Below are 19,810 nucleotides of genomic sequence, written 5' to 3'. Positions count from 1 at the left end.
TGGGGCCTTGTTTATTTGCTGAAAATAGCTACTCAAACGTCACGTTTAATTGTGAGGGACTTGTATTAGCTTGTCGTTGCATTGTGCTTTGCAAGCCTCATGTAAAACGTGAGAGGCAACTAATATGAATAGTCTAGAAAATGCAACCATTGAACACTTCAAAAATCAATTTCAGGGTGATGTTGTTTTGCCCGGAGATCCTACGTACGACGAAGTTCGTCAAATCTGGAATGGCATGATAGATCGAAGTCCCGGTGTTATCGCTCGCTGCAAGTCTGCCGATGATGTCGTGATGGCGGTTAACTTTGCTCGGGATAACAATCAGCTACTTTCGGTCCGAGGTGGCGGGCATAATATTGCGGGCAATGCGGTTTGCGATCATGGTGTGATGATCGACTTGTCGCTTTTGAATCATGTTCAAGTGGATGAAAGCGAAAGAAGGGCTTTCGTTGAACCTGGCTGTACGTTGGCTGATGTCGATGAGGCCACACAAAAATATGGATTAGCAACGCCTGTCGGCATTAATTCAACCACGGGAATTGCGGGGTTAACGCTTGGTGGTGGTTTTGGTTGGTTGAGCCGAAAATATGGTATGACGATTGACAACTTGGTCTCTGCAAATGTCGTAACTGCAGATGGTCGTCAACTGCTCGCGAATGAGACAGAAAATGCCGATTTGTTCTGGGCGTTACGTGGGGGCGGCGGTAACTTTGGTATCGTTACGCGTTTTGAATTCCAGCTACATCCTGTCGGTCCAGAGGTGTTTAGTGGTCTCATTGTCTTTCCATTTGAGCAAGCGAAATCCATTATCACCCAGTTTGCGAAATTCACTGAGTCGGCCCCTGATGACCTAAGTGTCTGGATGGTGAGTCGGAAAGCGCCGCCACTCCCATTCTTACCTGAAAGCGTTCACGGTAAAGAAGTGGTTGTACTCGCGATATGTTATGCGGGTGACCCGGCTGAAGGTGAGAAGTTAATTGCACCGTTGAGAGAGTTTGGTGATGCACATGGTGAGCATGTTGGTGTACAGCCATTTGCGGCGTGGCAGCAAGCGTTTGATCCATTGCTTACTCCGGGCGCACGTAACTATTGGAAATCGCACAATTTTAACTCGCTAAGCGAAGGTGTGATTGATGCAGCGATAGAATACGCAGGTAAGTTACCATCGCCTCAGTGTGAGATTTTTATCGCCTCTCTTGGCTGCGCTGCCTCTAGACCTGAGCCCGAGTCTATGGCTTATTCTAGCCGTGATGCAAACTATGTATTAAATGTGCATGGAAGATGGGATTTAGCAGAAGATGATGAAGCTTGCATCAGCTGGGCAAGGGAATTTTTTGCCAAGACTAAGCCCTATGCAAGTGGCGGAGCGTATATCAATTTCCTTACACAAGACGAAGCTGAACGTACAGAGTCTGCCTACGGTCCAACCTTTGCGCGTTTACAAGCAGTGAAGAAGAAGTTTGATCCAAATAACTTGTTCAGAATGAATCAGAATATCAAGCCAGAATAAGTGCAATAAGAGCGTCGTCATTTCATATGACCGGATCTGTCACTTAATATCAAATAACAGTGGCTCTAAAATCTAATGGAGCCACTGTTAGCTAAAACCTTCGAACTACGTCTCTTCATCTTGATAGTTTAGATAACGTACACACAAATCATGAAACGCTTTTGCTTGAGGCGAGATCGTGCGGTCGGTCAACGTAAAGATACCAATTTGCCTTTCAAGCGGTGGATCGATAAGCGGGATCCAAACCAAGCGTGTTTCATTGGTTGGGAAAGCAAGCTTCGGTAGGGTCGTGACACCAATCCCAAGTTCTAAGACAGAAAACAGCGAAGTGATATTCTCGACCGAATAGAGCGCTTGCTCACTCAGTGCTCTGGCTGGGGTTGGATCGAGAAGCGTACAGGTGCCGTTACGAATAAAAGGTTGTTCGAGCAAGGTTTGCCACTCGATTCCCTCTGTTTGATTGGCAATAGGGTTATCTTTTAAACACACCACACCAATTGGATCAGATAGCAGCGGCGTAAAGTCAATACCGCCCTCATCAAGGTGAGAGGGGTTACCGAGCGCCAAGTCGACTTCACCAGAGAGTAAGCGAGCCTCGACGCCCGCCGCGTTATCATCGATCAAGCTTACTTCTACATTTGGATACTGCTCGCAAAAGGCACCCAACACGCTCGGGATGAGTTTCGCTGCAACAGAAGGAACGCTCGCAATTCGCACTCTCCCTTGCTGTCCGGCCGCGGCAGCTTTGAGATCGTTGTCCAGCGCACTGTAGATATTGAGAAACTGAACCACCTTGGGCAAACAAATCTCACCAAAAGGCGTTAATTTGGTTTTGTTGCCGGGCTCAAACAGCGTTTGTCCTAGCATTTTCTCTAGCTCTTTTATCGACGTGGAGAGCGCAGCCTGAGATCGATTTGCACGATGTGAAGCGGCTCGAAACCCACCTTCCTCGACTACCATCACAAAATGCATTAATTGTTGAAGCTTAATACTCATCCCTAATACCTCTTAATCCCTTTATTTACGTTATTCTCAATGAGGTGATAAGTTTTATTTATCAAATGTAAAAAATTTACCGTTAGATTTATCGCCTGTCAATGTGCATCATTTAACCATATTAAAACAAAACTGTTACAAAGGTTGAAAGGCACGTGAATACTCCTACTAAAAAACACCCAGTTAAAACCAGTCTATTTGCTTCTAAAGCGCCGCTTGAATGGGCGATAGTCAACAACGGAACCCTGTATACGGCTCAAATTCCTATTGATGACACAGGTGCGGTTGTGGAAGGCGGTATCGAAGCACAAACACGTCAAACCTTTAACAATCTCATTCACACCCTGGAGTGTGCAGGGGAGTCTTTGGACTCTGTATTGCAGGTCCTGATTTACGTGACCGACAGAGAATACTTAAAAACTGTTAACCAAGTGTACGCGGAATATTTTGAAGCGCCGTACCCAAATCGCGCCGCCATGGTGGTTGCAGGGTTAGCACGAGAAGAAATGTTGGTGGAGTTTGTCGTCTATGCGTCGGCAAGCCAACCAGAATAAATCCAACAAGAATAATTGAGATCAGTGAGTGGGTGGCTTGCCATCACAAATCGGAAGAACAAGGAAAGAACCATGACTTTTATTAACAATGTTCAAGCAGAAAAATCCCTCTATATAGCAGGTGAATGGCAATCGGGCATGGACACCATCGCCAATATTAACCCTTCTGATATCAGCGAAAACATTGGTGATTTCGCACAAGCGAGTGTGTCGCAAGTAGAGCAAGCGATTCAAGCGGCTAAATCAGCGCAGCCAGAGTGGGAAAGTACACCAATCGAGCGAAAACAGGCAGTGCTGCAAGCGATTGGTGATGAGCTCATTGCACGATGTGACGAATTGGGCACCTTGCTTTCGCGTGAAGAAGGTAAACCATTTGCTGAAGGTCGAGGTGAGATTTACCGTGCTGGCCAATTCTTCCAATACTTTGCTGCTGAGGTACTGCGTCAAATTGGCGATAACGCTGCTTCCGTCCGTCCAGGTGTCTCCGTTGAAGTTACTCGCGAAGCCGTCGGCGTTATCGCCATTATCTCTCCTTGGAACTTCCCAACAGCAACAGCGGCTTGGAAAATCGCGCCAGCACTTGCGTTTGGCAACAGTGTCGTCTGGAAGCCTGCCAACCTAACTCCAGCAAGTGCCGTTGCGCTGACTGAGATTATCCATCGCCAAGGTTTACCTGCTGGCACGTTTAACCTCGTTTTGGGTAGCGGTTCGCAAGTTGGTAATACCCTTATCAATTCGAAAGACGTGAACGGCGTGAGCTTCACTGGTTCTGTGGACACTGGCCGTAAAGTTGCAGCGGCTACGGCACCAAACTTTGTGCGTTGTCAGCTAGAGATGGGCAGTAAAAACGCGCTCGTAGTGGCAGATGATGCAGACATTCAAATTGCCGTTGAAGCCACAATCGCAGGCTCATTCTCGGGTGCTGGTCAAAAATGTACCGCGTCTTCTCGTCTTGTGGTTATGGACGGAATTCACGACGCGTATGTTGAAGCGCTAATCAAACGCATGAGCGAACTTAAAGTGGGTCACGCACTGGAAGAGGGCGTATTCATGGGCCCTGTTGTTGATGGTAACCAGCTGAATGCGAACTTTGAGTGGATTGAAAACGCACGCCAAGCAGGCGCAGAGCTGGCTTTCGGTGGCGAGCGCCTGAGCCTAGAGCATGACGGTTACTACATGTCACCAACCCTGTTCTTGAACACACAAAACAGCTGGGAAGTGAACCAAGAAGAAGTCTTTGCACCAATGGCAAGCGTGATTCGCGTTTCTGATCTGGATGAGGCAATTGCAGTCGCGAACGATACGCGCTTTGGCCTGACAGGCGGCATTATCACGCAAAGCTTGCGCAATAGTGCGATCTTTAAACAGCAAGTCCAAACGGGCTGCGTCATGGTTAACTTGCCAACTGCGGGTACAGATTATCACGTCCCATTTGGTGGCCGTAAAGAATCTAGCTTTGGCCCTCGTGAGCAAGGCCAGTACGCCAAAGAGTTCTACACCGTGGTGAAAACCGCTTATCAGCGCCCTTACTAAGAACAGCAGGGTAGCTGATGGTGTCAGTTACCCGCACTGAAAGGCTAAGAAATTGTTTAAGGAGTGGTTATGTACCAACAACGGATTGTGATTGACGGATTGCAGTACTGCAATTGGGATCGAGAGTATTTCCAAACGCTTAAGGCGAGTGGCATTACCGCCGTTCATGCCACCATCGTCTACCACGAAACTGCGCGCGAAACCTTAACGCGTTTTGCTGAGTGGAACTTGCGCTTCGAGCAAAATGCGGACCTCATCATGCCTATTTATTCAATGGCAGATGTAGAAAAAGCCAAAGCAGAAGGCAAAGTCGGCATCTTCTTCGGCGCGCAAAATTGCTCACCAATTGATGATGAAATTGGCTTGATTGAAGTGATGCGCCGCCAAGGTCTGCTGATCATGCAACTGACCTACAACAACCAAAGCTTACTGGCGACAGGTTGTTACGAACAAAACGATTCCGGCGTAACTCGCTTTGGTAAGCAAGCGATTGAAGAGATGAACCGAGTCGGGATGATCATTGATATGTCCCACAGTGCGGAACGCTCAACACTTGAAGCCATCGACCTTTCTTCGCGTCCAATTTGTATCAGCCACGCCAACCCGACGTTTGCGCATGACGCACTGCGTAATAAATCCAATACGGTGATTAAAGCGCTGACTGAACGCGGTGGTTTGATTGGATTTAGCTTATACCCGTTCCATTTACCAAATGGCAGCCAATGCTCCTTGGATGATTTCTGCCAGATGGTAGCGAAAACCGCTGACATGTTTGGCGTCGACCATTTAGGCATCGGTAGCGATCTGTGTTTAAACCAACCGCAACAGGTATTGGAATGGATGCGCAACGGCCGTTGGTCAAAAGCGATGGACTACGGTGAAGGTTCAGCAAGCAACTCGGGCTGGCCAGATGCGCTGCCATGGTTCTGCGGCAGTGCAGGAATGGAGAACATCTACAACGGATTAATGCGTCACGGATTTAGTGAATCTGAGGCAGGAAAAATATTGGGTGAAAACTGGTTCCACTTCCTCAAAGAAGGATTAGAGCCTATTTCATAGCATTCCCCAAATTAGGAACCGCCTGTCAAAATAACAACAATACGGCAGGCGTAAAACTCACATTTGTGGCCAGTCTTTGACAGCTGCAAAGAACCTCTGGAGCCAGAGTATGTCTGATTTAACCAATAGCATGAAAGCTTCCACGATGAGCGTGTCATCGGGCAAGTCAAAAGCAAAATACAACACACCAACTGCGGAAAATACGACGGATAAATTAGGGCTGAATAACCCTGCGTTTTGGTATAGCGGTGGCTTTATCGCGCTGTTCGTCGCTATCGCTCTTTATGATGGTGAACTGTTATCAACGCTCGTTAACGCCGGGTTTGGCTGGGCAGTGCAAGTGTTTGGTCCTTATTGGCAGTTACTACTTCTTCTCACTTTTCTTATTGGTCTTGGGTTAGCAGCAGGGCGAACAGGCAAGGTGAAGTTGGGTGGAATGGCAAAGCCAGAAATGGACTCTTTCCGTTGGATGGCAATTATATTCTGCACCTTACTTGCTGGCGGTGGTGTTTTCTGGGCTGCGGCTGAGCCTATCGCTCACTATGTTAGCCCGCCACCTTTGTATGGTGCGCAAGATAACCCGCAACAAGGAGCGGTAAATGCGTTGTCGCAATCTTTTATGCACTGGGGCTTCTTGGCTTGGGCGATTGTGGGCAGCTTAACTTCAATTGTGGTGATGCACTTGCATTATGACAAAGGCTTACAATTGAAGCCGCGTATTTTGCTTTACCCAGTATTGGGTGAACGAGCGCTTAAAGGGCAAGTCGGGGCGTTGATTGATGCGTGCTGCATAATCGCCGTGGCGGCTGGCACCATAGGGCCAATCGGGTTTCTGGGATTGCAGGTTAGCTACGCGTTAAATGCTCTATTTGAGATTCCTGATGGCTTTACTACTCAGCTTATTATCATTTTGTTTGCGATTGCGCTCTACACCCTGTCGGCTCTTAGTGGCTTAAACCGAGGCATGCAACTGCTCAGCCGTTACAACGTAATTCTGGCTATGGCGTTGATGGTTTACATTCTGTTTTTTGGCCCTACGAACTTTATCTTTAACGGATACATTCAAGGGGTAGGAACGATGTTGGACAACTTCATCCCGATGGCGACGTACCGCGGTGATGAAGGTTGGTTAAGTTGGTGGACGGTGTTTTTCTGGGGCTGGTTCCTTGGTTACGGGCCAATGATGGCAATCTTCATTGCTCGAATCTCTCGTGGTCGCACTATCCGCCAAGTCATTTCAACAATCAGTATTGTGGCTCCGCTAACAACATGCTTTTGGTTCACAATTGTTGGTGGTTCTGGTCTTGCGTTTGAAATTGCAGACCCAGGTAGTGTGAGTACGGCATTCGAAGGCTTCAACCTACCAGGAGCTTTGCTTGCAGTTACTCAACAACTGCCAATGCCGATGTTGACTTCGATCCTATTTCTGATTCTAACCACGATCTTCATCGTGACGACGGGCGACTCTATGACATACACCATCAGTGTCGTGATAAGTGGTGAAACGGAGCCAAACGCGATCATTCGTACCTTTTGGGGGGTAATGATGGGTGTCACGGCACTGATTCTGATTTCTCTTGGCTCTGGTGGCATCTCTGCACTGCAATCTTTCATTGTGATAACCGCGGTTCCGGTGTCGCTGATTTTGTTGCCATCACTTTGGAATGCGCCGCAAATCGCAATCAAAATGGCGAAAGAGCAAGGGCTTTAACAATTATCTAATTCAAACAACGTGGAGCTTGTGCGGGTGTTTTCCTCCTGCATCCGCACAAACCCTAGTATTCTTACAATAACAAATAGGTGGTGAGCAAAATGGATGCACATCGTTCTACTTATACGGAAGCAACTATGCGCGATGCAGCGATTGTCATGGCAGCCGAAAGGCTTGGCGCAATGCACCAAAACCGAATCAGCTTTGTTCGTAGTCTGATTCGTAATATGGCAAGCCAAAATTGGCAAGTAACCAAGCATGAGTGGCAACTTTGTCCGCGTGGTTATGGTCACGTTATTTACAAATTGACCACGCTAGAGCACGTTTATCATTTGGTGGTGTTCTGTGATGAAATTGCTGATGACGAGCGTAATGACCGCGTCATTGCTGAAAAGTGGGACGTCACATTCGCACTGGTTCAAGGCGATGTTGATGTTACTTTGTTGGAAAGATTGCGAGCAAATGTACCGCTGCAAGAAGCGGGACGTAATCCAAACAACGTACTTGTTCTGGCTCGCGCAAACAAAAGCGTGCGCGTGTTTGAGCACATTGTTAGCGCTCTTTCTCAAGGCAAGCAGCCCGAGCCAAAAGAGTTGGCGGAAGTGGGGTATATCCTTCGTACCACTGCTGTGTATGGTAACGGAAAGTTTGGTATCGCCGATTTCAAACTGTTAGAGAATAACCCAGATTTCAGCCAGTCTTTTAGTGCGCAAATGTGTGCCGTATATATGTTGCGTGAATTCAGCCTGGATTGGGTGCACTACCTGGCACTTCAGCAAGGAGGCGACAACGCGGTGGCTTTGCATCGTGGCTTGCAGCGCTACCTTGGTGTCGGCAATGCGACTGGCTTGGGCATGGCTCCATACTTGATTAATCACCCGTGCATCGTTGACCAATGGATGACCTCTCGCGAACGTGCGGTAGCGCGAGTCTTTGCGATGCCGTGTGAAGCGTCGTTCCATGCTCCTTTGCAAGGATTGCTTCAAAAAGCACAGCGTCATTTAGAGCAAGTCATCACCATCAATGAACATCAAGACAGGCTCAATCATCAAGCGATAGCAGACATCAAACAACTGCTATCGGAGCTAACAACGTTAATGGCATCACATCCGAACTGGGCGAGTTTGGTCGAGCATAAGAAAACAATGAGTGTGGAAGCCCAAGAAATCCTCACCTCTTGCTTGATTGAACTCTACCCATCTTTGGTGGACGAATTTGCCAGCCAAATGAATACGGATGAAACGTTATCGATTCCGGGCGGGAAAAAGATCCATGACTTACTTGAGGTGCTGCAAAGCAAATACCGCTGGGCGATTAATGCGGATTACTCACTAGCCGAGAACAACTACTGGTTCTGGTATCGCTCACAAGACAAAGAAGAGCCAAGGCTTGGTGTTCGTGGGGAAGAGGCAGGAGAAGAAAAAGAATTGCCGCTTGATATCGGCAGACAAGTGAATCGCTTGTACCACGCCTTGCTTGGTTGTGATGAAGAAATGTCCGTAGCGGAGTTTTTGTTGCAGAACCCGACTTATCGTTCGATCACACGTCGTGTATGGACGTTAGGTAACCGAGCAATGGGTGATATTCAAATGAACGTGCTGCGCCAAGATGCACTGCCAATGCACTTATTGCGCTGTAAGTTGGCGATCTTTGGTGCGACTAAGTTTGATCCGCGCTCGGATCGTTGGGTTCGAGTAACTTTCTTCCAAGGTGCGCCGCTGTTAGATGAAATTCACGATCCAAAACTGGCGGACACATGGATTTTCCCAAGCATGCCGGAACGAGAAGAAATTGCGCAAAGTGACAATCTAAAAATCAACGGAGGATTTGCATTATGATCGTCTCTCACAACGAATTGGTGGCCGCGGTTAATAAGGCATTTCTTGGCATGCGCCGTCACTGTGGTGAGGCGGATGTCATTGCGAACATGGTGGCGGACTTGCAAATGGTTGGCTTGCACGGGGTGCGTCACTTTAATAACGCCAGCCTGTTTCTTGGGTTAGATTCGGACTGCGCCGTATCGGTGACCAACAACACGTCAGCGAGTATCGAGATGGATTTGCACAATGGCAGTGTGGCGTGCCACTTACCCGCCGTGTTGGATTTCGCACTTGAGAAAATGATCAACAGTAAGTCGATTACTATCACGTTGAAACAGTGTCATAACCGTTGGCTAGGTTTTAGTGAGTTGTTGAAGCTCTCTGCAAAAGGCATTGCGTGCCGTGCACAATGGGTCAATGGCTCTAGTCCAAAACGAACGCTTTATGTGTTAAATCGTGGACGAATCGCGCCAGAAGTCTTTTTCTCGGATCAGTTTGATGGACATGATACGGATTTGCATAGTATGGTTATCGAACTCTCTGTGAACGATTTCGATATCGAGAAAAGCGCACAAGGATACACCATTCACATTGAAGGCGATGAGTTAAGCAACACGCAACAAGCCTCTTGGCAAAATGGTATTTTTGTCGAAGACCAAGAGTGGGAAACACTGAAACAAACCGCAACCGCGTTGCTGGTGGAGAACAGTGAGCGTTCCATGCAGGGCGCTGGTGGTGTGGTTTAAGCTCTGAAGGGACAGTGATTCCAAGTTTCAAGTGATGAAGGCTGCGGTTTAGCGGCCTTTTTTGTGCGCGATGTTCGGTCACTTCTTAGGTTCTAAGGCTATGATTATCGTTAAATACCAAGTAGAGCGACATAGGGAAGAAAAATGGACCTGCAAGAGAACAAAAGAAATGCCATTGCGTTTTACGAAACCGCCTATCGAGGTAATCCAAAAAAGGCAGTTGAAGACTACGTTGGCGATGAGTACATTCAGCACAATCCATTAGTTGGAAATGGCCCCGAGGCTTTTATCGAGTATTTTGAGCGGATGCAAAACGAGTATCCCAATAAAGACATTACGTTTGTGCGAGCCATTGCTGAGGGGAATTTGGTGGCACTACACACTCACCAAACATGGCCTAATGATATTGAATACGTGACGATGGATTTCTTTCGTTTTGATCATAATGGGAAAATCGTCGAACATTGGGACGCTCTGCAAGAGATTCCTAAAGAAACACTGAATGGTCACACCATGTATTAACGAACCGTTGATTAGCCTCCAATACTATTTATTCAAACGGTATGGGAGGCCAAATTATTTGGTACGAGTTAGACGTCAATCACTAGAGCGCTTTTTCGATCTTCATCGCTACGTCTTCAGATACCCAACCTTTCCATAAGTCAGGGTAGGTATTAAAGAAGTAAAACATCGCTTCTTCACCATCTGCGTAGTTATCTTCCATCCAGGCCAGCATTTCACTCATTTGCTCGTTGGTAAATCCGCGTTTCTGCAAGTACGCGAATGCTTGGGGTTCTTTGTTCGCAAATGCCTCAGTTGTTACCGTGCGAACTGGAGAAGGTGGGTACATTGTTACTTTTGGTGAAGCACAATCGGGCTGGGTGGTACAGTTGCGATACTCTTCCAAATCTGTTCCGCTACCAAAATCCACTTTGACCATATCATACTTGCCCAATACGGGTGTTGGTGACCAGTAGTAACCAAACCAAGGCATTTTGCGATCATAGGCTTTGGCGATGGTGCCAGCTAATGCTGCGCCAGAGCCTGGGTCAACCATCTCAAAGCCGTGCTCACTTAACCCTAATGCATTAAACAAGTGACCGGAGGTGATTTGGCATGTCCAACCAGCAGGGCAGCTATAAAAGGCGAACTTGTCATCATCCTCAGGGTGTTCAAACAGCTTGGCGTGTTTAATGACGCCTTCTATCGTCGCGAGCTCTGGATACTGTTTTACCAGATAGGCAGGAACCCAAAACCCTTCTTCACCACCATTGACAAGCGACTCACCAGCGATGCGCAAGCGTTTATCCGCAATCCCTTTATCAAGTGCTTCTTTAATACCGTTTGTCCATAACTCTGGCGCAACGTCAGGTTGTCCCTTTTCAATCATAGAGGTGCCTGTAGGAACGCTATCACCAGGGATCAATTCCGCATCGCACTGGTAGCCTTCATTTAAGACAAATTGGTCGATGTGCGCCATTAAGCTTGCCGAATTCCAATTCATATCCGCGATTGTTATTTTTCCACATTCATCCGCATTTGCATGAGTTGATAATGCTGATAGCAGCAGAACAGAGAGCATTGAAGGTGTCGTCTTCATGTGACTGAATTTCCTTGTCGTTGTCATTTGCTTCAGTATATACATCGGTTTACAAAGATTCAGTGAACAAGGTTTTTTCAGTGACGTTAAGCATAAAAACGGCGATTTATGAAGCGTTGAGTGAGAGTGTTTGAAAGGGAGTTAATACAGCAAGAACACCCCTTCGTAGCCGCCGATCTCAATGTGAGAAACATAGTCGCCGATGTTACCGTCTTGATCTACAGGTCGCATAGGTTCTGGAAGTGCGATAGTTATCTTCGGTGAGGAGAAATAATCGATATTCTTGCCAAAGAAATCAGTCCGATACAGCACTCGGCCTTTGGTGAATTCGCGGGCTAACACCATCTCCGTAGGGCCATGCATCACTACCGTATCTTCTGAGCGATACGCAAAGTACGTATGGGTTGGTAACAAATCGATAGCGCCATTAGGCAAGTCAGGATGAGCCACTTTGCTCATAGAAGCATCTCCAATCACCGTGTAATCGGCGGAATAGGGCGTGCTGGTGGACATCATTAGCGGAGTCGCCTGATACCCATCTGGGATTTGATTGGCTGGTGTACCTAAATCAACGGCAAGCAAGGTGCTAGGTTGATAAGCAATATTCTTTGGTACGCCTGCCTTCCAGAAGTTATCACCTGTTGTGTTATTACTTCCATATAAGTAGCCATTGTTCCACTGATTAAAGTAACTGCGCTCAGGGTGATAGTTTAAGTAGAACACCGCTAGTGCAGAATATTGGTCCTGCTTCCAATTGTTTTCTGTGTTACCAAAGTATTGAACGCGACCATAACGCGTTGTTGCTTGATAAATCACTTTCTGGTCAACTTTGGCGAGAGAAGAGTTGTCCCAAAACTTAGCCAAGCCAGCATAGCCACTAAAGCCGGTAGAAGGGAAAAGGTAATGCTCGCGCAAGTACAAGGAGCCAGCACCAACCAAGTGGTTTTGGCCGTTACGACCGAATAAGTTGGCCGTGCCTATGTTGAGGCCAATTAACGCATCCGCATCCAGCGTCGCCAATTTGTTTAAGAACGCCGAGAATTGCGCTTTGTATGCATCATCAGCGGCTTGGCTTCCCGCCACCAAACCAAGCTCATCCACCGTACCACCGGAATAAACGTAGAACTGATTTTCTCCGAGTAACTTATTCGTATCGTCGTTGTACGCACCGTTTAAACCTTGTTTTGCCCATTCAGCTTGATAATAGTGGCGCATTGTATTGGCAAAATCGGGATTGCCGAGATTAGTCAATGCCCAAGAAGAGGTTTGATTCCACATGCGACCAAATGGAATAACGCGTGACTCCCAACGAAATCGTGCTGTTGCATTCTTATTTGAGCGGTTCTTGAACTCTTGCCAAGAAAGATAATTATCTTGGTTTCGATCAGCTGATTCGTCAAAACCTCGAATTTGTCGCCAGCGCTGAATGGTTTGACCTTCAGGTGTCTCCGTTGGTGCTCCTAAGACATTGACGACAGGGAAGCTATCTTTGAGTTGAATGTTTTCGAGGCGTGGGCGGTTTTCTATGTTGTCGTCATGCCAAGTAATTTTCGCAACGTAAAGGCGGCCGCCGTCGCGTAAAAAAGTGGACCCAAAATACTGACCGCCACCATAGGTTTGTCCGCTACCATCGTGTGTCGTAGCGCGAACCCAATCCGAAGGAACAGACCAGTTTACCGTTTGGTTTTTAGTCATGTTCTCAGTCTTGTCTTTTTTAATTGCGAAGCTTTTCCATTCTGTTACCAGACCGAATGAATCGATGGCAGAAGGGTATTCAATTATGAAGTTGCCACCTTGAGCAAACTGGGAAAACGTAAGGGTTAAGCGGTCGAACTTCTCTGAGTGATAAACATAGAGGGCACCACCATTATTCGCCTGACCGAATACATCAGCATCCCATGGCGGTGGTTGATATAGCCAAAAACCGGCGTGGTCAGCACTAGCCGTATAACCAACAATCATCGGTTTTCGATTGAGTAAGGTATTTTCACCATGGCTTGAGTCGACTTCAGCTAGGATAGTGTCTTCCGAAAAATGAAGAAAAAAGTCCTCATAATCGATGTTATTTATTTCTGCTTGGTTACGTATATCGTTTTCCAGCCAACCTGAGTTAAGTTCCAGCTTTTGGTTGTACATGTAACCAAGCGCTTTTACACGCTCGTTATCACTCTTATTTTCGTAAGCTCCAAACACGATATCGGCATTATCCAACTCCCATTCAAGTGCAGCGGCAGCAGAGATAGGCTTATCTTGAAGATCAATACCCTGTTCATGCAACCCAGGTAACACGATTGCTGTTCTACTCCAAACGTTGGGTACAGAAAGCAAGCTCAAAGAAATGAGTGTAACGAGAGAAAAACAATGCGACTTCAACATGGAGTTATCCCATTAATACTTAGATGACTCAAATTAAGAGTCAGATACAAAAAGAAATTATAGTCCATTCGCGAAGTCGTAATCAGGACCCTGCCATAGAGGACTTTACAGGAAAACTAACAGGGGATGCTGTGCAAAAATGAGCGGGTGTACTTGGAATAGATCATCCTCATAGACTCAAAACTTCCTCTACACGTCAGCACAAAAATAACCACCATTTTAACCTTGTTTCGGTCGTCACCATGTTGTTGGGTTTTTTTCAACAAATTCAGTTAAAACTAACTCTTCAAACCAGTCAGATACTCTGTCTTGGTGGTTGCAGATCATACAAAAAATTAACAAATTAAATTTTTATACATTTTTATTGCATAAAAAGTCCAGTTGAGTAATATAAATACCAAGTGACAATTAATGCGGTATGTCAGCATGACTATTCAGGTAAGCGGAATCAATAAATCCTACGGTGAGACACAAGTGCTTCACGATGTCAGCTTTAAGTGTGAAAGCGGGGAAACATTGGTGTTACTTGGTCCAAGTGGCGCAGGTAAGAGCTCTCTACTGCGTGTTCTTAACCTTCTTGAAGGGGCGGATAACGGCAAGCTAAACATCGCAAATGATGTTTTTGATTTCTCTACTGAAATCAAAGAGAAACAAGGTTTAGCACTTCGTCGTAAAGTAGGCATGGTGTTCCAGCAGTACAACTTATGGCCGCATATGACAGTAATGGAGAACCTGATTGAGGCTCCGGTAAAAGTATCTGGCATGGATAAAGAAGAAGCGAAGAACCAAGCAATGCAAATTCTCGCAACACTGCATTTGGCAGACAAAGCGGATGCATGGCCGATGCAGCTTTCTGGTGGTCAGCAACAACGTGTGGCGATTGCTCGTGCATTGATGATGAAACCGGAAGTCTTGCTTTTTGATGAACCGACCGCAGCGCTTGATCCGGAAATTACTAACCAAGTCGTTAAGATTATTAAAGATTTAAGCGAAACTGGCATCACCCAAGTCGTAGTAACGCATGAGGTCGATTTTGCTAAGAAAATCGCTAGCCACGTACTGTATCTAGAAAAAGGACACATCGTCGAGCACGGCACAAATGATTCGTTTTCTAACCCGCAAACCGCCCAGTTTGCTGACTACCTAAATCACTAAATTACGTTTTTAAAGTTCAGTCTATTTAACAGATAAGCTCGGCTGTCATTGCGAGTGTCAGCCCACTAAGTACACACGGAGTATTGCAATGAAAAAGATTCTACTAGCTTCACTAATCGGCCTTTCTTCTGCAACTATGGCAGCAAACGCAGCAGCACAAGAAGAGATCAAATTCGCGATGGAAGCGACGTACGCACCATTCGAATACATGGATGAAAATAACCAAATCCAAGGTTTTGACGTGGATCTGGCGAACGCACTATGTAAAGAAATGGAAGCCAAATGTACCTTCCATAACCAATCTTTTGACAGCCTGATCCCTGCATTAAAATTCAAACGTTACGATGCGGCTATCTCTGCAATGGATATTACTGAGGCGCGTTTGGAGCAAGTGAATTTTACGAATGCATACTATGAGAACTCAGCAGCGTTTGTTTCTATCAAAGAAAAAGTTGCTGATCAAAAAGCACTAGAAGGTAAGCGCGTTGGTGTTCAAAACGGTTCAACACACCAAAGTTACCTGATTGAGCAAATGCCGGGCGTAACCGCGGTTCCTTACTCTAGCTACCAAGACGCATTCATCGATATGAAAAACGGTCGTATTGATTCTGTATTTGGTGATACAGCAGTCGTAGCTGAATGGTTCAAGAAAGAAGACAACCTAGCGTACGTGGGTGAGCACGTTACTAACCCTAAATATTTCGGTAACGGTTTCGGTATCGCAGTAAACAAAGGTAACGATGAGCTAGTGAACAAGCTGAACACGGCACTGAAAACAGTGAAAGCGAACGGCGAATACGACGTAATCTACAACAAGTACTTCGGTAAGTAATATGGCACTAACGGGTTACTCTTTATCGCTTGTTCAAGCTAGTTGGATGACTGTCCAGCTAGCCTTCACAAGCCTTTTAGTCGGTTTGATTCTGGCAGTGGTATTCGCCAGTGGTGAAATGTCTCGCCGCGTTTTCGTTAAATGGCCAATGACGGCATTTGTGACGATTGTCCGTGGCTTGCCAGAAATCCTTGTCGTGTTGTTCATCTATTTTGGTTCGACGCAGGTTCTGTTTTTAATCACCGGCGACTTTATTGAAGTTAGCCCGTTTTTGTCTGGCGTGGTGGCGTTGTCGTTAATCTTCGCTTCTTATGCTTCTCAAACTCTACGTGGCGCGTTAAAAGCCGTTGGAAGAGGGCAGAGAGAAGCAGCAAGTGCACTCGGCGTCAGTCAGGCACATGCTTTTGTTCGCATTGTTTTGCCACAAGCAGTAAGACACGCGCTACCAGGTTTAACTAACCAATGGTTGGTTCTGTTGAAAGATACCGCACTTGTATCACTGATCGGCGTAACAGATTTGTTGAAACAAGCGCAGCTAACGTCGGCAGCAACTCATGAAGCCTTTACATGGTACGCAACTGCTGCGGCGATTTACTTAGGCATTACTTTGATTACGCAACGTGCCGTAAAACTGATTGATAAGAAGTTCTCAATTCAAGGCATGAGTATGGGACAGGAGGCTACCGCATGAACGAACAACACGCTTGGCAAATGCTGGATGGCTTAGGTACTAGCCTTCAATTAACCGCCGCTTCCTTGGTTGTCGGCTGCCTCTTAGCTTTGATGATGACGCTGACTCTGATCCTACGTACTCCGGGTTTGCATTGGGTAAGCCGTGGCATCATCACCTTGTTTACTGGTACGCCTTTGTTGGTACAGATCTTCTTGGTTTACTACGGTCCGGGTCAGTTTGATGTAGTGAGAGAAAGTGTTTTTTGGACATGGTTAAGCCAACCTTGGTTTTGTGCGATGTTAGCGTTAGCACTGAATACCGCTGCATACAGCACTCAGCTGTTTAAAGGCGCGTTTAACGCGATTCCTTCTGGTCAATGGCAAGCGTGTCGTGCTCTAGGGATGAACAAAGCCGCAACGCTAAAAGTGCTGCTGCCATACGCTATTCGTCGTGCCGTTCCGGCTTATTCGAACGAAGTGATTTTGGTCTTCAAAGGTACTTCACTAGCAAGCACGATCACGATCATGGATCTGATGGGTTACGCGCAGCGCATTAACGCACAAACCTACGATACGTTGACGGTGTTTGGTATTGCAGGCGCATTTTATTTAACCGTAAATGGTGTGCTCACTCTTATCTTCCGCCAGGTAGAGAAGAAAGCACTAGCCTTTGAAGCCGTTTAATTATTAGTAGCTAATTTGTAAATGCCTCTGTTCAGCGTTGCCCTGAACAGAGGCATGTTTGTTTTAGTGTACTGCTACGCTGGAAAAATCATCAAGAATCACCAAACTTAAGTAAGGCAAACAATCACTGGTGATGATATGGAACGTCGACACTTCTTAGCTTTATGGTCGCTAATATTTGCGCCTTCGCTAAAATCCGCTAGCCCAATGAAGCCGACACCGCCTCAAACGGAAGGACCATTCTATCCCGTGGTTCCAGTGCCATTTCGTCAAAATTTGATTTTGCAGTCGAAAGGTCTTATTGGTGAGCCCATTTTTCTTCAGGGTAAGGTAATGGATACAGCAGGGAATCCATTGTCTGGAATGAAAATAGAAATATGGCAATGTGATGGACAAGGCATCTATGAACACCCGAATCAACCTAACAATAATAAGTTTGATCCTCACTTCGCAGGCTTTGGTGCAGTTTTAACTGACGAAGATGGGAATTACCTTTTTCAAACGTTATTTCCGGTTCCATATAGCTCTCGACCTCCCCACATCCACGTAAAATTGTGGCGTGGAGAGAAAGAGCTGTTAACGACTCAGCTTTATTTGAAAGGGCGAACTGGTAACGAGTGGTGGGGCGGAAAAGCCCGTGATTATTTGCAGTTTGAGCCTGTCAACATTGATGGTCGTGTCGTCGGTGAGTTCAATTTTGTGCTCGCTTAATGCGATTAAGCATTATTTTGAAAACTCACATCGTAGATTACAAAAGTAATTAGCAAACAGAAGCTTCTAACAGATTAGTCTTGTCCGGCTCTGACTCTTAGTTTGTAGAAATCACTGTACCCAGATTTACGGAGTTGAACACCGCTTACACCTTTCGCTCTGGTGATTTTTTCTTGCCCCCAGAACAATGGCAAGATTGTTGTATCAGCTCTGAGCTCCGAGAGTATTCCCTCCAAACGTTTTTCAGGCGTGGGATCTGAGACTGCATCGTGTACGTGATTAACGTGCTGCTCAAATTCATCAGAGTGAAGAGCAAATCGAATACCAGTACCTGTTAATAGCCACTCATAAATTCCATAGGTTAAAGGTGGCTCAATGACATCTTCGACAAAGAGTAAGTCGGCTTGTTCTTTTACAAGTTGAGGATTGCTAGCGTCAGTTAGCTCCACAAATTCTACATGCAACCCAGTTTGACGGATTAAATCTACGATCCATTGGTTCGCTTTACTTAAATAATCAATCGTCCACTTTGGATGGGTTATGACTAACGTTCCCTCAAGCTGAGGAACAATCTCGTTGTGAGAGTTATCATCGAGAATGTGCATCGTTTCCAAGCCATTCGCTTTGGCAAATTCAAATCTACGACTCTCGATAAAAGAAAATAGGCGCTGCCAAGTTTGCTCGCTTATTGAGCACTCGGCTCGACGATTACGTGCTAAAAAAGAAAATGCCTGAATCATATAACATTCGGTATCGTCAGTTTCCTGATTATAACTGATGTATTGATCCAGCTCAGTCCCTTGATGAGAGAGCGTTATTTGCTCCAATAATGCCTTTTTTGCGAAATAGTTATGATGTTTCTTCAGTACTATTTTGTCGGTATCCCAATGCCTAAGTACAAATGGGCCAGTACCTATTGTGATACTGCGACCTTTAAAGCTCTTCTGACGTCGAGTAGTGATAGACGCATTTGCGGTTGCTAAGCAGTAAATGAATAAGTTATTAGGCTGCTTTAAGTCAATACGTATAGCTTGTTTGGCATTATCGAAGCTGATACGAGTGACTTGCTGAAGTAATTTTTGGACGGGGCCATCGGTTGTAATGAGCTTATTTAAAGAGTGTACGACATCTTCTGCTTGTAATGTTAGCCCATCGTGACAGTAGATATCAGGGCGGAGCCAAATATATATACAACTGCCTTCATTTTTGTACTCACAAGCGAGGTGATTTTTTAATTGACCGTAGTGATCAACGGTAAATAGGGTGTCATACAAGCTGCGTATTACCTGCAGTTCTGAAAAGCGATAAGTCAGTGAAGGGGTTAGCTCATCTACCCAAGGATACTGGCTGACGATGAGTGTATTTGAATCTTTGTTTTCTTCTGAAACTTCTGCGAGTGCTTGGCTAAGTGCGCTTACAGCGGTGCTACGGTAATGCTCAAGTAACCTCGAGATGACGTCAAAGCTACCATTGTTGATTTCATTACGAATCGTAAAGTAGAGGGCTTGATGTATTGTTACCGTCACTTTTAGTGTGCTGGCTTTCCCACGACCACGACCTGGCTCCCAATGGATCCAATTGTAGCTGTCAAGTATTCTCAGTATATTAGATATGTTGCGTCTAGAAGTTGAAAAAACCAGTTCTAAATCGTCGAGGTTTACCTGATACGTTTGAGAGTGTTTGTAATGTTTTAATAACTGGCTCAATCTACGAAGACATGTTTCTGTCATGTTTTATTATGTTTCCTCAATAGATGATTGATTTATTAAAGCTATATAATAAATTGATTTCATATTGTGGTGAAGAAAGATGATTGCTTAAACCCCTCAGTGTTATTGATTGGCTTATCTT

The 19,810-nt window shown here is 45.9% G+C and carries 17 protein-coding genes; 13 read left to right on the top strand and 4 right to left on the bottom strand.

The annotated features are described in order from the left end of the window. Window positions 1-124 precede the first annotated feature (124 nt). Entirely contained in the window at window positions 125-1,510 is a 1,386-nt protein-coding gene (locus NL645_RS03875) for an FAD-binding oxidoreductase (protein WP_253651234.1), read from the top strand. Between the two features lie 105 nt (window positions 1,511-1,615). On the opposite strand, the gene NL645_RS03870 is transcribed toward NL645_RS03875, so the two are convergent. Further along, window positions 1,616-2,506, bottom strand: a complete 891-nt coding sequence (locus NL645_RS03870) for a LysR family transcriptional regulator (protein ID WP_139059842.1) — start codon at window positions 2,504-2,506, stop codon at window positions 1,616-1,618. A 155-nt stretch (window positions 2,507-2,661) separates the two neighbouring features. Between NL645_RS03870 and NL645_RS03865 the strand changes: the two genes are divergently transcribed. The 7 genes from NL645_RS03865 to NL645_RS03835 all read left to right on the top strand — a co-directional run bounded on the left by NL645_RS03865 (window position 2,662) and on the right by NL645_RS03835 (window position 10,451). After that, window positions 2,662-3,060, top strand: a complete 399-nt coding sequence (locus NL645_RS03865; protein WP_005375789.1) for a RidA family protein — start codon at window positions 2,662-2,664, stop codon at window positions 3,058-3,060. A gap of 72 nt (window positions 3,061-3,132) precedes the next feature. After that, window positions 3,133-4,593, top strand: a complete 1,461-nt coding sequence (locus NL645_RS03860; RefSeq protein ID WP_139059843.1) for an aldehyde dehydrogenase family protein — start codon at window positions 3,133-3,135, stop codon at window positions 4,591-4,593. 69 nt (window positions 4,594-4,662) lie between these two features. Then, window positions 4,663-5,652 carry a membrane dipeptidase gene (locus tag NL645_RS03855; protein WP_253651233.1) on the top strand — a complete coding sequence of 330 codons (990 nt, stop codon included), beginning with the start codon at window positions 4,663-4,665 and terminating at the stop codon, window positions 5,650-5,652. Window positions 5,653-5,761: 109 nt separating this feature from the next. After that, window positions 5,762-7,363, top strand: coding sequence for a BCCT family transporter (locus NL645_RS03850; RefSeq protein WP_253651232.1), 1,602 nt, complete (start codon window positions 5,762-5,764; stop codon window positions 7,361-7,363). A 101-nt stretch (window positions 7,364-7,464) separates the two neighbouring features. Further along, on the top strand, window positions 7,465-9,201 hold the full coding sequence (locus NL645_RS03845; RefSeq protein WP_006742453.1) for a hypothetical protein: 1,737 nt from the start codon (window positions 7,465-7,467) through the stop codon (window positions 9,199-9,201). After that, on the top strand, window positions 9,198-9,929 hold the full coding sequence (locus NL645_RS03840) for a DUF3726 domain-containing protein (RefSeq protein ID WP_047009283.1): 732 nt from the start codon (window positions 9,198-9,200) through the stop codon (window positions 9,927-9,929). The genes NL645_RS03845 and NL645_RS03840 overlap by 4 nt, the downstream gene beginning before the upstream one ends. 144 nt (window positions 9,930-10,073) lie before the next feature. Further along, window positions 10,074-10,451 carry a nuclear transport factor 2 family protein gene (locus NL645_RS03835; protein ID WP_048625191.1) on the top strand — a complete coding sequence of 126 codons (378 nt, stop codon included), beginning with the start codon at window positions 10,074-10,076 and terminating at the stop codon, window positions 10,449-10,451. Between the two features lie 82 nt (window positions 10,452-10,533). Here the strand turns inward: NL645_RS03835 and NL645_RS03830 are convergent, their stop codons facing one another. Beyond that, complete coding sequence (locus tag NL645_RS03830) at window positions 10,534-11,529, bottom strand: ABC transporter substrate-binding protein (RefSeq protein ID WP_145535292.1); 996 nt, start codon at window positions 11,527-11,529, stop codon at window positions 10,534-10,536. Between the two features lie 141 nt (window positions 11,530-11,670). Further along, entirely contained in the window at window positions 11,671-13,905 is a 2,235-nt protein-coding gene (locus NL645_RS03825) for a hypothetical protein (RefSeq protein ID WP_253651231.1), read from the bottom strand. A gap of 426 nt (window positions 13,906-14,331) precedes the next feature. On the opposite strand from NL645_RS03825, the gene artP reads away from it, so the two are divergent. The 5 genes from artP (at window position 14,332) to NL645_RS03800 (ending at window position 17,959) form a co-directional block, all read left to right on the top strand. Then, window positions 14,332-15,060 (top strand): arginine ABC transporter ATP-binding protein ArtP, encoded by a 729-nt coding sequence (gene artP / locus NL645_RS03820; protein WP_104970792.1) that lies wholly within the window; start codon window positions 14,332-14,334, stop codon window positions 15,058-15,060. A gap of 88 nt (window positions 15,061-15,148) precedes the next feature. Continuing rightward, window positions 15,149-15,892, top strand: coding sequence for an arginine ABC transporter substrate-binding protein (locus NL645_RS03815; RefSeq protein WP_005390934.1), 744 nt, complete (start codon window positions 15,149-15,151; stop codon window positions 15,890-15,892). Window position 15,893: 1 nt separating this feature from the next. Then, on the top strand, window positions 15,894-16,583 hold the full coding sequence (gene artQ / locus NL645_RS03810; protein WP_053808019.1) for an arginine ABC transporter permease ArtQ: 690 nt from the start codon (window positions 15,894-15,896) through the stop codon (window positions 16,581-16,583). Next, window positions 16,580-17,248, top strand: a complete 669-nt coding sequence (gene artM / locus NL645_RS03805; protein WP_253651230.1) for an arginine ABC transporter permease ArtM — start codon at window positions 16,580-16,582, stop codon at window positions 17,246-17,248. Before artQ ends, artM begins: the two co-directional genes overlap by 4 nt. 138 nt (window positions 17,249-17,386) lie before the next feature. Next, window positions 17,387-17,959, top strand: a complete 573-nt coding sequence (locus tag NL645_RS03800) for a protocatechuate 3,4-dioxygenase (protein WP_253651229.1) — start codon at window positions 17,387-17,389, stop codon at window positions 17,957-17,959. A gap of 74 nt (window positions 17,960-18,033) precedes the next feature. On the opposite strand, the gene NL645_RS03795 is transcribed toward NL645_RS03800, so the two are convergent. Further along, window positions 18,034-19,689 (bottom strand): ABC transporter substrate-binding protein, encoded by a 1,656-nt coding sequence (locus NL645_RS03795; RefSeq protein WP_253651228.1) that lies wholly within the window; start codon window positions 19,687-19,689, stop codon window positions 18,034-18,036. Between the last annotated feature and the right edge of the window lie 121 nt (window positions 19,690-19,810).

The organism is Vibrio sp. Y51_MX_L26, assembly GCF_024181935.1.
Lineage (GTDB): Bacteria > Pseudomonadota > Gammaproteobacteria > Enterobacterales > Vibrionaceae > Vibrio > Vibrio diabolicus.
Note: the sequence above shows the minus strand (reverse complement) of the source record. Positions and strands in the feature narration are given on the sequence as shown.